12 protein-coding genes and 1 pseudogene are annotated in these 14,286 nt (G+C 34.5%); 11 read left to right on the plus strand and 2 right to left on the minus strand.

Annotation, left to right across the window (positions count from 1 at the left end; genetic code table 11):
• Positions 1 to 776: 776 nt before the first annotated feature.
• Positions 777 to 941, minus strand: coding sequence for an aspartyl-phosphate phosphatase Spo0E family protein (locus tag V7097_RS18015; RefSeq protein ID WP_335705027.1), 165 nt, complete (start codon positions 939 to 941; stop codon positions 777 to 779).
• A 293-nt stretch (positions 942 to 1,234) separates the two neighbouring features.
• Here V7097_RS18015 and V7097_RS18020 point away from each other — a divergent pair, with 293 nt between their 5' ends.
• Together V7097_RS18020 and V7097_RS18025 are read left to right on the plus strand one after the other, a co-directional pair.
• On the plus strand, positions 1,235 to 1,711 hold the full coding sequence (locus V7097_RS18020) for a DinB family protein (RefSeq protein ID WP_335705028.1): 477 nt from the start codon (positions 1,235 to 1,237) through the stop codon (positions 1,709 to 1,711).
• Between the two features lie 155 nt (positions 1,712 to 1,866).
• Positions 1,867 to 2,337 carry a DinB family protein gene (locus V7097_RS18025; protein WP_335705029.1) on the plus strand — a complete coding sequence of 157 codons (471 nt, stop codon included), beginning with the start codon at positions 1,867 to 1,869 and terminating at the stop codon, positions 2,335 to 2,337.
• A gap of 642 nt (positions 2,338 to 2,979) precedes the next feature.
• On the opposite strand, the pseudogene V7097_RS18030 reads toward V7097_RS18025, so the two are convergent.
• A pseudogene (locus V7097_RS18030) lies at positions 2,980 to 4,254 on the minus strand (IS110 family transposase).
• Positions 4,255 to 4,781: 527 nt separating this feature from the next.
• On the opposite strand from V7097_RS18030, the gene V7097_RS18040 reads away from it, so the two are divergent.
• From V7097_RS18040 to V7097_RS18075, 9 genes are all read left to right on the plus strand, one after another.
• The gene (locus tag V7097_RS18040) at positions 4,782 to 5,525 is read left to right on the plus strand and encodes an SDR family NAD(P)-dependent oxidoreductase (protein WP_335705031.1); all 744 of its coding nucleotides are present in this window, start codon (positions 4,782 to 4,784) and stop codon (positions 5,523 to 5,525) included.
• A gap of 725 nt (positions 5,526 to 6,250) precedes the next feature.
• Entirely contained in the window at positions 6,251 to 6,568 is a 318-nt protein-coding gene (locus V7097_RS18045; protein ID WP_335705032.1) for a PadR family transcriptional regulator, read from the plus strand.
• Positions 6,555 to 7,112, plus strand: coding sequence for a DUF2812 domain-containing protein (locus V7097_RS18050; RefSeq protein WP_335705033.1), 558 nt, complete (start codon positions 6,555 to 6,557; stop codon positions 7,110 to 7,112). The genes V7097_RS18045 and V7097_RS18050 overlap by 14 nt, the downstream gene beginning before the upstream one ends.
• A 172-nt stretch (positions 7,113 to 7,284) precedes the next feature.
• Positions 7,285 to 8,073, plus strand: coding sequence for a prolipoprotein diacylglyceryl transferase (gene lgt / locus V7097_RS18055; protein ID WP_335705034.1), 789 nt, complete (start codon positions 7,285 to 7,287; stop codon positions 8,071 to 8,073).
• 174 nt (positions 8,074 to 8,247) lie between these two features.
• Positions 8,248 to 9,513, plus strand: coding sequence for an erythromycin esterase family protein (locus V7097_RS18060; protein ID WP_335705035.1), 1,266 nt, complete (start codon positions 8,248 to 8,250; stop codon positions 9,511 to 9,513).
• Positions 9,514 to 10,035: 522 nt separating this feature from the next.
• Positions 10,036 to 10,935 (plus strand): PhzF family phenazine biosynthesis protein, encoded by a 900-nt coding sequence (locus V7097_RS18065; RefSeq protein WP_335705036.1) that lies wholly within the window; start codon positions 10,036 to 10,038, stop codon positions 10,933 to 10,935.
• Between the two features lie 472 nt (positions 10,936 to 11,407).
• Positions 11,408 to 12,100: a hypothetical protein gene (locus tag V7097_RS18070; RefSeq protein WP_335705037.1), complete on the plus strand. Its 693-nt coding sequence runs from the start codon at positions 11,408 to 11,410 to the stop codon at positions 12,098 to 12,100.
• A gap of 392 nt (positions 12,101 to 12,492) precedes the next feature.
• Entirely contained in the window at positions 12,493 to 13,686 is a 1,194-nt protein-coding gene (locus V7097_RS26040) for an ABC transporter permease (protein ID WP_438824251.1), read from the plus strand.
• 125 nt (positions 13,687 to 13,811) lie between these two features.
• Positions 13,812 to 14,183 carry a hypothetical protein gene (locus tag V7097_RS18075; protein WP_335705038.1) on the plus strand — a complete coding sequence of 124 codons (372 nt, stop codon included), beginning with the start codon at positions 13,812 to 13,814 and terminating at the stop codon, positions 14,181 to 14,183.
• Positions 14,184 to 14,286: the final 103 nt, after the last annotated feature.

A 14,286-nucleotide genomic window follows, 5' to 3' on the forward strand; every position in this document is an offset into this window, starting at 1 on the left:
CCCACTGTGGTCAGCTGGTAAAATGGACGAATCAACCTGGGCGACGGCCTACGCCTGCTTGTTAGTGTTGATTTTTCCTTTCATCATTCCTTGGCGCTTTGTGTTTGAACACTACGTGAAGAAGCGAGGAGATCGGTGGAGGTGAGGGAGGATGAATAGTGTAGCCCGTGGCCGCCTCTGAACCGATTTCTCTTGAGTGGAATTAATTTGTGTTTTAGTCTATTTTATGAATTTTTGAAAAGCAGAGCAGTTACTCAATGAATTAGATATTGTGCTAACGGGTGCGTTTCTTCAATAAGGAGATCGCCCCTTTTTATTGAAGTATAGGGGCAGGATAGTTGAATAAGAAAAGACTTTCCTTTTAAGTCAAAGTAGAAATAAAATGCGAAGCAAAAAGAGACCATTACAACAAATGTAATAGTCTTAAAAGTATCCTCATATGAGGATTTTAACTGTGATAAATGTGGGAATCCACTACTTTTCCAAGGCAGTGGACTCCTAATGGGAGATTTTACTTTTCCAAGGTAAAACCTCCTGAAACGATGCTATCATGTCGTCGCAATAGCAATAACATTATATTCAACAAATAATAAAACGACACGGATATAAGTTGATTTAAAATAATACATTTCGCAATTCGATAAAAAAAGGAAATTCCAACGCCGGAGGGGTGTCCCTCTATTCGGATCTACTAGAATTTCCTCATAGAATTTATTAATAGATTTTTTTAAGAAAGTAAAGATATGATCAAAATTGCGAAATATAGCATATAAGACTTAACTGCTTGAATTGTTACCTTTTAAGAAAATCATCAATAGTCTGTCAAGTTCTTGACTTTTTTGTACAGTGGCTGGAGATGAGAATCCAGTTTTAGTCCCTAGTTCAACCATTTGTTTTCTTAGGTATTCCATATTTTTAGTAAGTTCTTGTTTAGTATTCATAACAGAGCCTCTTTACCATTTAATTTGAACAAATGTTTTTTACTGTAAGAATTATTATGATATAAGAACTATATTTTTTTCAATCAATTTATCGAAAAGTACTAGAGTTGTATAAATTTTATGTGAGAGTAAGATAGTTTTTGTTGTAGTTTGAGCAAAATATAAAATGAAAACACTTTCATTGTTGAACTAATGGTGCAATTTAGTGACGGAAGAGGAAATGGGCACGTCAATGTAGAATTTTTACAGATGTTGTGGTCTAAAAATTCTGTCGTATGGGTGGGAGTTTAAGAATGAAAACGCTATTTCAGTACAACTGGCAAGTTAGAGATGATTGGTTTACATGGTGCGAAGGTGTACCAGAAGAGGAATTACTTATGAAACGGGTTGGAGGAGTCGGTGGTATCCTGTACACCATGTTTCATATCGTGGAAGTCGAACGAAGTTGGATTCATTTTTTGAAAACAAAACAAGATCCAGGAGAACCACCTTTTGAAGACTACGCCAGCTTAGAAAAAGTGAAAGCACTATCCAACCAGTTTCACACAGAGATTGAACCGTTTATAATGTCTTGGACGAATGAAATGGACTCACGATCCATTACAGTTACTAATCCTGAGGGGCAAAGTGAAACCTTCAGGCACGGGGAAATAATGCGGCATGTCATAGCTCATGAAATACATCACATTGGTCAGTTGTCTATATGGGCTAGGGAACTTGGACGGGAACCAGTGACCGCGAACTTATTCTTCAGAGGGCTATTCGAATAAAAGCAACGTGTCGCTAAAGGGTACTTTGATCCAAGAAGGATTGATGCACCTTTTTTTGAAGTTATTCAACGGTGCAGGTTGCTTTAGGAAGGATTTTTTCACTGTATGAACAAATACCAAATGTTAGAAAAATTTTTCAAAGGAGGAAGATGTGAATGAATCGAATTGAATTATTCTTAAGAATGCTAGACACTACGTTCGACAAGGAGAGTTGGTATGCGCCGTTAAAACCTGCAATCGATGGACTCACCGCAGAACAGGCTATGTGGAGACCTATAGGAGAGGCAACCAAAACAATTTGGGAAAATGTTAATCATCTCATATTCTATAAAGAGAAACTAACAGCAAATTTAGAAGGCCGTGAATGGACACAAAATCTTGATGGTGATGAAACATTCTACCTTACCGAACAGTTAAATGACGACAAGGAATGGATAGCTATCGTTGAACGTGCAGATAAGGTTCAACGTAGTTTAAGAGAAGCACTAAGTAAAACAACCACTGAAGTGCTTGAACAAAATTCCCTTGAAGAAAAGCTTTTAGATATAATGCTTCACGATGCATATCATACGGGTCAAATTATTCAAATTAGGAAGATGCAAGGTTCTTGGCCATCGCATCGTTAATTGGTGGAAAGAAGGTTTGTGAAATTGGGCACTGTGCGAAACGTTTCCTTTAAATAAACGGGTGCGATGTTCCAGGATGGATGTCCACCCTTTTTTGTTGAAATTTTTTATATGCTAAAGGGGCAGAATTTCTGTAATAAATCTATGTTTGTGACCGGATGTACCTAAACTAACTGGTGCAAGGGTACAAGAATGGATTGCTGCGGCGATCCTTTTTTCTTATTCGACTCCCTCAGTTTGATACGAATATCTCTCGAATGCTCACTTATTCGCAGGATTTCATAACCCTTAAAAAGGATTTACGGGTAATAGAAATGAGTTCGGATCATTTTGGCTTCGTGAAGGCATAGTTAAATAAAGGAGTTAGTTAATACTCCATATTTTACCATATAATGTACATCTCCACGCCACCCCTGGAGGCTTTCCCTCCCATGTCTCAACGGGTCAAATGCCCTCTCATTCCTTCGTCATGCCTATCCAAGGGGTGGAGGCCAGTTATGCTAACGGGATGGGTCACAGTGCCCTTTTGTTGAATAAACCTGGTACTCCGTACATATTTAAATCCTACGAATAAGACAACATTCAAGATTAAAGATAAAAATATAGACTAATATTTTTTAAGCCCCTTAGTATCTGTTTTTCCTAAGCTGCTAAAGGGATTGTTGCTTGTAATTTATGCGGATTATAAGACTCATTTCGTCGTGCTATTCCTACTAAAATCCTTGCTAATTTACCTATGAGTTTCATGATTGATTTCATTTTCTTTAATTTCTTTACCTCCACATTATGGGAATGGATTGCTTTAAACTCAGGATTGTTCATCACAAGGCTCATAGTTGCTAAGTAGAGGAAGCGTCGAAGTCTTGACCTACCACGCTTCGAAATGACAATCTGCCCCTTCCATTTACCTGAACTTGCTTCAGCTAGGTGTAATCCTGCATGACGTAACAGTGAATTTCCATGGGAAAATCCAGTTAGATCACCTGCTTCGCCTAAAATCCCTGCTAATGAGATTTCACTTATACCCTTTATCATAAGCAGTTTCTTCGCGAATGGTATTTGAATGAGAACTTCTTTTACTTGTTGTTCAACTCTTTCGAGCTGTTTTACTGCTAGGTCATATTCTTCTAACAATTGTTCTAAGTGAAATTTATAAGCATCTAGTGCTTGTCCAGTCCCAATAGAGGATTTTGCTAGACTGATTAGTAATTGAGCTTTTTTAAGTCCTGGTTGTCTTTTCATTAATGATTTCCATCCCGTCATGACATCTAGTGGCTCCATTAAAGATATTTCATTTGGTGTCGGAAACAAACGGAGGGTTGCGATGGCCCCTTTGCACGAAACATCTTTAAACACTTGTCGCAGTTCTGGAAAGACAACATCAACCCATCGATTTATTTGATTAATAGACATTACAAGACGTTTTACAATTACATCACGATTAGACATTAGAACTCTAAGTTTTTCAAATGATTCTTATGTTGTGCGAATAAAGGAATAGTACCCGTTTTTGACCATATCCGCGATAACGAGCGCGTCTTTTTTATCACTCTTAGATTGGGTATTATCACGATTCTCTTTATTCCTTTTTACTAAGTGTGGATTGACTGTTACTACCTCAATGTTTTGGTTATATAACCATTTTGAAAGGTTATGCCAGTAATGGCCTGTACCCTCCATACCTACTATTGCTGAGTCTAAGTTTTTTAACCTTTTTAAATCTTGAATCTAGTTTAATAGTTTAATAAACCCCTCTTCATTATTTTGAAATGTAAGAGGATCTCCAACTACAATTCCACGGAAATTAACTGCTCTTGCGACGTGTAGTTGTTGAGCAATATCCACACCAACAATAAGATGTGTATCAGAAATTCTTTCTATTAGTTGATTTTGTTTGTCTTGCATTTTAAAATTCATATAGGGCTTCCTCCTTAAGTATTGAGTTAGAGTGGTGTCTATACTCATAATCTTACTGAGGGGCTCTATTTTTTTCAAACCTGTTATTTAACGATCTACAGGAATGCTAACGGGGCAGTTTAGTACAATAATACGAGTTATTATCCGAGTAAAAAATAGGGGAATCTTTATGGTTGATATAGAAGCGAAAATCCCATTTTTAAAGGCTGAAGAGGCAAAGAACAAATATTTGAAGATTGCTCTCTTCTTTTAATCAACATTGGTTAAATAATCTCCTAATCAGGGATTTTCAGTTGTCTCAATTAATGCTCACCTTTAAATAAGTATTTACTAAAATTTTTTTAATGTAAATAGGAGAATCTCAGAATTGGACTGAAAAAAATTTTAACAAAATATCTCGAATTCGAGATATTTTGTTTGACCAACACAAATTTGAAGGGTATTATGGTTACATAAAGTATATTAGGTAACTAAAAATTACCTGATATATAGTACCAAAATTTTATATAAAATTGGAGGAATGCATCATGGGTAAACTAGACGGTAAAGTAGCGATTATTACAGGGGCAGCACAAGGTATGGGTGCTATGCATGTTCGTAAATTCGTGGAAGAAGGCGCGAAAGTAGCGATTACTGACCTTAACTTTGAAGGTGCGCAAAAACTAGCTGATGAATTAGGAGAAAATGCAATCGCTCTTAAATTAGATGTTGCTAGTGAAGAGAACTGGGTAGAAGTTGTAGCAAAAACAGAAGAAACGTTTGGTCCTATCAACGTGTTAGTAAATAACGCAGGAATTGGTATCTTCAAAACATTAGAAGAACTAACTGTAAAAGACTTCGAATTAACATTCAAAGTAGACGAGCTTGGCGTATTCTTAGGTATGCAAAAAGTACTTCCTTCTATGAAAAAAGCTGGCGTAGGTTCTATTGTTAACATTTCATCCGTAGATGGTTTAGTAAGTGCGCCAACGGCTATTGCTTATAGTGCTTCTAAACATGCTGTAACTGGTATGACAAAAGGTGCTGCTACTGAGCTTGGACAATATAACATCCGTGTAAATTCTGTACATCCAGGAATTATTAAAACACCTATGGCTGACCAACCAGATGTTGAAGAATATCTTAAGCAACTTGAACAAGATATTCCACTTAGAAGAAGAGCTGAAGTAGAAGAAGTGTCTAATTTAGTTGTATATCTTGCCTCTGACGATTCTAGCTATTCAACTGGAGCTCAATTTGTAGTAGATGGCGGAATGATTTCTGACCTATAATAGATAAAAACAACTCATGGTTGGACAAGAAAAATAAGTATTGTATACTTATTCCATTAACCGGTGCCTTAAGAACAATAAAAACTTAAAATAAACATAGGAATTAGCTCAGTTTAATAGCTGGGCTATTTTTATATTTAGGTAGCACCACATATTGCGGTGCTTCTTTTAACGTTAGTTTTTTGAATATACTTGGAACAGAGAAAAATGAAGTCGAACAAATATTAAATGATTATTATCAAAAAGATGGTGTTCCTCGTGTTAAAATGAAAGTAGCTAGAATAGTGGAAAACAAGGAAGAAATATTTCAATCAATAGAGACTAGTTAGTTCCTTTATTTTAATCTCCCTATAAGCGAGTGTTAAATTTATTTTTTATTAATTTCCTGTAATTTTTGAAGAATTTTACCTATAGGGTGCATTGATCCAAGAAGGATTGATGCACTTTTTTGTTGAAGTTATTAAACTATAGGTGCAGTTTAGTTGAAGATCGATGTTTAACTTGTGTTCAAAAATCAGGCCATTTAATTGAATATGAATACACCAAAAGTCGCTTTCCTTTACGTAAGGAAAGGGACTTTTTTAAATTGATTTTTCCCTTGTTATCAAGCTTCTTACTTTAAGTTCCTTTGACAAATTTTGAAAATGTTGTTGACTATTCAGTTGAACTGTATTATGTTATTGTTAAGTTGAACTATGTAGTCGAACTGAATAGAGGGTGAGGATATGAAACATAAATTATTACCGTTGTCTGAAACCATGCATTATATTTTATTAGCTCTGCGTGAGCCACTTCATGGCTATGCTGTGATGCAAAAAACCGTGGAAATGAGTAATGGAACCGTTATTTTAGCTGCTGGTACATTATACGGTGCGATTGAAAACTTGAATAAGCATGGTTGGATTAAACCTGTTGGAGAGTCAGGTAGGAGAAAAGTTTATATGATAACTGCAGAAGGAAGCGCAATTTTAAAGATGGAACAAAACAGGTTATTGCATATTTTATCCCTGTACGAAGGAAGTGAATCGAATGAAGAAATTTAAGATATTTTTTGATATTGAAAAAGAGGAGCAATGGCTAAACGAGCAATTACAAAAAGGCTATCGTTGTACAAATATTAATGGATTAGGAATATACACTTTCGAAAAAAACGACAAGAGATATGTGATGCGACTGGATTATCAAGATTATTTATCAAAGAAAAAGTTCAAAGATTACAAAGGGATATATGAAGACTTCGGTTGGATATATATAAATGGCTCCTGGCTTAGTGGAATTCGATATTGGCAAAAAGAAGATGATGGTCAAAATGAAATCTTCTCAGACCGCCAATCAATGGGTAATTATTATAAAAGATTAATGGGTTATTTGGGTATGTGGTTATTGGTTTTTACTTATATGCTCTTCAACAATTCGGGATTATACCATGAAGGTCTTTGGAGTATGAAAGGTGCATTATTTTGGAAAGCATTTTTATTTGAAACTCCATTTGCCCTTTTGAGGTTGCTTCCCGCCCTTATGGTTGTTTTCTTTGGTAGCAGTTTCTATAAAGCTTATCGAAAGTATTCAATGTTAAAAGAAAAATAATGCGAGGAGGTTAATTATGAACTTGATTTAATTCAAAGAAGCAATTGAGGATAATGTATCTACCACAGTCGGGCGCTTTAATTGGAAAAAAGAAGCGCCCTAAATTTCTTTATCGGGCCATTTAATCGAAGGACTATTGGAATTTTAGAATAAGCAGGAGGGTGGTATTTGGATGTATAAAGACCTATTTAATATATTTGGGTATACCGTTCAGAGCCATGCGGTAATATCAGTTATTGCTATCTTTTTAGGCTTTGGAGTCGCTCTAACATTAACGAGAAAAACAATTTATTACGATCATATTTATAAATTTATCTATTGGGCTGTAATAGGCGCCATTATCGGTGCAAGATTATGGCATGTTTTCGTATTCCAATGGCCTTATTACATGCAACATCCGGGTCAGATAATTGCAATTTGGCAAGGGGGGATCTCAGTATTGGGAGCAATTGTTGGCGGAGCTGCTGCTCTAATTATTTATTGCTTTAAGCATCGCTTGGATTTTCTAGATCTTGCTGACTACCTGTCGCCAGCAATGATGCTGGGTATGGGAATTGGACGTATTGCGTGCTTTTTTGCGGGTGATGCTTTTGGTAAGCCAACTGGTAGTGAGTTCGGTATAACCTATCCTAAAGGCACTATTGCTTACAATACATATGGAGATCAACTACTTTGGCCGGCTATTTCTTGGGAGATACAGGCTGACTTTGTTGTCTTTGCGATATTATTGTATTTGTTTGGTAAAAAGCTACCCAAGGGAATGCTTTTCTGTGTTTATCTTTTTTTGTATGGCGCTGTCCGTTTTTCCCTCGAATTCTTCAGGGGAGATTCCGACCGGTTTGCTCTCCACTTAACAGGGGGGCAATGGACGTCACTTGGCTTTATTATTGTTGGTTTGGTGTTAGGTATTTTTGTAAGCGTTAAAATGCTAAAAAAACCGGAGCATAAAGCATTGATATGAGATTTTTAAACAGAAAAATAAACGTTTTTGAAATCTTGCAGAATCGGGCGCAATTCAGGTGCGAAACGTTTCTATCACAAATTAAGAATGGACGCAAATTACTCTGGTAAAAGATAGACAATTCCGTATGGAATTGAAGGGTTTATAAAATCAGAGAATATGAGGGATATAAAAATGATTATTATAAAAAAGAGTTCTTTATTAATTGTAGCAATTTCTCTATTTTTTTTCTTATCTGGATGCGGGACTGGTGAAACAGTTGATGGAGCAGATCAATACATATCAACCATTGAACAAATCGATATTCCAGATGATATAAAGGTGATCGGATTGGGTGAGGCAACACATGGAAATATTGAATTTCAAGAGTTGAAAAAAGACGTTTTTGAAGTATTGGTAAACAATGAAAATGTCCGTGTTTTTGTCTTAGAAGGTGATTTTGGAGGCGGACAGCAAATTAATCAATTCATTTTAAATGGAACTGGTACTGCAGAAGAGGCAGTAAGCACCCTTGATTATAGTGTTTATAAAACGGAACAAATGATTGATCTTGTTCAATGGATGCATGATTATAACGCGACGGTGAGCGATGACAGGAAAGTTTATTTTTATGGAAATGATATGCAACGCTATGACTATAGTAAAAAAGGCGTGCTTGACTATTATAAAGTTGTTAGTGCAGATGCATTCAAAAAATATGCATTACAGCTGGAACATGTTTCAAATGATAATATGCGTGAGTTAACGACGGAGCAATTGAACGAAATCGATGAAACAATAGAAAATATCATTTTAGACCTGCAAACAAATGAAGCGATTTACGTGGAACAATCGTCTACTGAAGCCTATCTCTTTGCTTTACAATATGCGCAAATCATGAAACAGCGTACACAGTTATTTTTAAACGAAGGAGATTATACGAATCTTCGTGATCAATATTTGGCGGATAATTTACAATGGATTGTTGAATTTGAAGCAGAGCGAGGTCACGATAACATATTCATAACCGGACATAATGGGCACATTGAAAAAACGTCTGCATCGTTAGCTGGTTACAAATCGATGGGAAATTATTTAGATGAGTTATATGGTGAAGAATACTTTGCAATTGGTACTGATTTTATCAGCAGCGAGTTTCAGGCGAAAAATGGTGGATCTGGTAAAAGACAAATTCATACACTGGAGAATCACAATGATTTAGTTGATGCATTCAGTGAAGTGGAGTCAAATGTTTTCTATGTTGATTTTGAAAAAGCAAGTAAGTCGGATGAGTTATTGGATATCATCTCGAGGGAACAAAAAATGGCGAATATTGGGGATGATTTCCGCTGGTGGTACAAGACTTTAAAGACGTTTTACACGATTGAAATGACACCGAATGAAGCATATGACAGTATTATTATTGTAAAAGTAGCAACACCAACAAATGTCATAGAATAACACTATTTAATAATAACACAGCATAAAATAATCGAAGTTTCTTAATCCTATAAGTTTCCAACTTGCTTTTCTTTATTTTAATGATTTTCCACAATCGGGCGGGGATTGTTTAATATGCGTCTCTTTTTTCTTTTTCAACTAACATGAAAATTAACTTATCTGTCCTCGATAAAAGACAATACCAAAGAAAACCCGTCTCATGTGTTTAAAAAATTGAGAGAGCTGCAAATCATGGATATGGATTAGTTAACTGGATCAAGGTCAGTATCAGTATTGACATAAACTAACCAATCTTCATTCTCTGTGGTAAAGGTCTGATTTTTGCGCTTCATGGATGGCTAACGGGGGCGTTAATCCATTAAAAGATTTACGTCCTTTTTGTTGAATACTTTAATTAAAGGGACAGTTTACTTGAAGAAGAATTATTGAATTTATATGGCGATGCCACAAGAAAGTAGTAGTAAATGGTAGAATTATTAGAATTATAAAGAGCTTTTAATATCACCATTGGGGGAATGTGTTGTGAAGTACGTAAAGGTTCATCATTATGATGCTTTTAGTAAAGAACCTAATATGGGGAATCCTGCGGGAGTAGTTTTAAACGGGGATGAACTAACAGATGCACAGATGCAAGAAATTGCTTTTAAAGTAGGATTTAATGAAACTGCTTTTCCAGTTAAGTCGGAAGTGGCAGACCTAAGAATACGTTTCTTTACGCCAGGTCACGAAATGAATTTGTGTGGTCATGCAACAATGGCAACTGTTTATGCATTAAAAACTAAAGGGTTACTAGGTGAAAAAACAGAATTAACAATTGAAACAAGGGCAGGAATTTTACCCATAACTATTAATTCGACTACTGAAAATGAAATTATTATCACGATGAACCAGGCACCACCAAAATTTGTAGAATTCAATGGTTCAAAAAAAGATTTGGCTAATTCGATAGGATTACAAGAAACCGACATAAATGAAAACTTACCTGTTTTATATGGAAGTACAGGTACATGGACATTATTGATCCCAATAAAAAACTTAGATGCTTTTAAAAGAATGAAACCAAATAATAAAGATTTTCCTACAATTTTGAAGGAAATGCCTAAATCATCTGTTCACCCATTTTGTACAGAAACTTATGACTCTGATGCTGACATGCATTCTCGACACTTCTCTTCACCGTATTCAGGTACTATCGAGGATGCAGTAACGGGTACTGCTTCGGGGGTAATGGGTGCTTTTTATGCTAAATACATAAATAAGAACTTTAAAGAATCACTAACTCTTGTAGTTGAGCAGGGGCATGAGATTGAAAAAGATGGTCGGGTAGGAGTACTGGTTTCTAAGAATGGTGAATCATATGATGTACAAATTACTGGAAATGCAGTTCATGTTAATGATTTCAATGTTTTATTAGAAAATTAAGAGTTTGTGAAGAATGGTACTTAAAGTAACGGGTGCGTTGAGCCAAGAAGGATTAATGCACCCTTTTTGTTGAAGTTATTGAACTACCATGAAAATAAACTTCTCTAATTACAAAAAGAGACAACATCAAAGAAGACCCTCCTATTTCGTAAAAAAAAAGAGAGCTGCTATTCATTGATCTATAGATTGATAAACTGTGTTAAGAACCATTATAGACATCTTAGGATATTTTCATTCTCTGTGGTGAAGTGATGATTTGTTCGCTTCATGGATGGCTAACGGGGCAGGATAGTTTAATAAAATACATTTACAATTATGGAAGTATTTAATATAATTGGTGTAAAATTACACTTAAATTTGATATGTTAAATAACACTATTTATCTAACGGGTTCGGATATTGGGAAAAAAACAGTAAATAACAGTGAATTAGAGACACGATTCGCATATGAATGACAAGGAGGGGATTTAGGATGAAAAAAATTATCCTACTAGTTGTTTTGTTATTAATAGTAGCTTTTATATTTTATATTTATGTTTCTTTCAATGGGCTTCCGTGGAAAAAGACACAAGTTTCAAACGAATTAAAACAGTATGTTGAAGAAAAATACGACATTGAGGTCGACATTGAAGAATCTTATTTTAATTTTAAATTTGATCATTACGGAACAATTTTCAAACTAAGAGATGATAAAGAATTTTCATTTAGTGCTGAGAAACGACGCGATAATGCAATACATGATTACTATCCAGAAGCAGTTTGGGAAAAAGAAGTAAAAGAGGACCTAACCCCATTAATAGATAGTTCTTTTGATTCTCTTTCTGTTGATCGTTATGGTGTATATCCTGTGAATGGCATAGGAAACCTAGAAGATATACAAAAAGACGTACCGAGTTACAAAGATGTTCAAACAGGCATCAATAGTGTTATTCATTTCAAAGAGGAACATTCTAGCAAAACTGAAGAAGCACTGATTAAAGAAGTTTTTTCTTTCATTCAAAAAGTAAACGAGAAAGGGATTAGAAATATCGAATTAACGTTTGATTTAAAAGAACAAGAACAAGAAGAAGAAAAACCCAAAACATTTTACATTACAATTCCAAGTGATAAATTAAACACCATCAAGACGGAAGATGATATAAAAAAATATATTAAAGAATTTTAAAAAAGAAAGTAACAATAACGAAGAAGAACTAAGTACGTTCATTCAAAAAGTTTAGTAGATGAAAATAGAGTTATTCAGTTTTTTAACTAACTGATGCAATAGTTGAAGATCAGAGCTGTCACGAGGGCAGCTTTTTCTTGTTGTACTAACGGGGCAGTTTAATGGAATAACTCTTCTAAACAAAGGGATGGGAATTTATGTTAATATTAGTGTGGGTTGCGAAACAATATACTTCAGCTAATGTAAGCAGGTTTCTGGAAGAAGTTTAAGATATATGATTCGTATTAGGAAATGAATTCAGGGCAAAGCAATTCATACATTGCAGTGAGAGTAGATGAAATAGTTGGTGCATTCTATATTTTGGGAAGATGCATGAAAGTATGGGTGTATTTATGGATACAAAAACATTATGGAGTTTAAGGGTTCAGGAATTTTATAGGAAGATGTTCAGATACTATTCAATCATTGGTGCGAATGTTGTTTATTTCTTTTTGGTCATTGGTAGTATCCTTATTTATTATTTTTATTTATTTCTTCAATGGATGCCACAGCAAATATCTGTTGAAGCAATCCTATCCCTATTTGTAACCTTCCTTTTAATACGGACAAAGGTTCGTACATTTATTAAAAGGGCAGATATATTATTTTTATTGCCATTAGAAGTGAAATTAAAGTCGTATTTTATTAAATCACTTGTATATAGTCTTGTTATTGATGCTATTAAATTGCTTAGTTTCATTACTGTTTTCTTATCCCTATTTTTACACACAACAAATATAAATCTTCCCATCCTGTTTTTTATAGTGGGGATTGTTGCTTATAACATTTTTATGAAGTGGACGGAACAATGGGTAGAGAACGATGTACAATTTGTGTTACATAGGTTAATTAGGTTTTTTTCACTATATTTAATGTGTTATTTTTTGTTTAAAAATGACTGGATTTATGGGCTTATTTTATTGAGTTTAAATTTCGTCTATTTAATTTATTTCAAAGTAAAAAAAAGAAACCTGAATTGGCAATGGCTAATAGATGAAGAAGAAAGTGCCTTATTGAGAAACTTTAAATTTATTAATATTTTCATGGATGTCCCTAATCTTAAACGCTCTTTTCGGAATAGACGTTTACTCACTATGATTCTAAAAAGGTGTATCCCGCATAGTCAAAGCAACATATTTGTGTATTTATACTCACACTTGTTTATAAGATATAATGATTACTTTTACCTTTATTTAAGACTAACTGTAATTGGCATATTTGTTAATTATGCTATGCCAACAAATGGTTGGATTTTTAATCTCCTCATTTTATTTATGACTGGATTTCAAGTAATCCCTTTACAACATGAAATAAAACAAAGTGCATTACTCTATCCCATTTCTAACTCCCAGATGAATGATTCTTTCTTAAAGTTTGTCTTGGTTATATTATATGTACAATTTTTCATTCTATTTTTCACAATGTTCATTCATACTTCTGCTTTTAAAATATACTCTCTTGTAATTGGAAGTTTATTTGTTTATGTATTCGTATATTTCTTTGTATCAAAGAGAGTTAATGTCCCAGGAAGTGCCTTTAAAGAATAGCGTGGTATTCAACTATAGGGGGCGATTGTTCAATAAGAACAGTCGCTTCTTTTACTAACGGGGTAGATTAGTTGAACATCAATTGGTTTTTTATGGTAAAATAACGTTATGAAAGAGTGAGAATATTGAAAAAATATCTTTACGCAGGGATTTTACTTGGAACTATTATGTTAGCTGGATGTAGTGCGAATGAGGAAGTAGAAGAACAATTACAAGCAAAAGAAGTTGAGACTTTACCTGATACGAATAAAGAAGAAGTTGTATCAGTAACTCCATTAGATTTAACTCAAGAACAAAAAGAAGATTATTACAAACAATATGTTGAAATTGTAAAAGAAATAAATGCAAAAGAAGGTACAAATCATCTGGAAGTTGTACATATTGACGAATTTAAACCTGAAGATTGGGTTGAACCAGAGCAATTTAGACAATTAGCAGAAGATAGGGCAACTTGGGAATTTACCTCAAAAGTTTTTGGTGGTGACCCCGTTGATTAAACGTATTCGAAATAAATTTAATTCTTAAACTAAAGGGTGCGTTGATCTAAGAAGGATTAATGCACTTTTTTGTTGAAGTAATTAAACTAACGGGGCAGGTGTG

The organism is Bacillus sp. JJ1562 (assembly GCF_036962705.1).
In the GTDB taxonomy this organism is placed as follows: domain Bacteria; phylum Bacillota; class Bacilli; order Bacillales; family Bacillaceae_L; genus Ferdinandcohnia.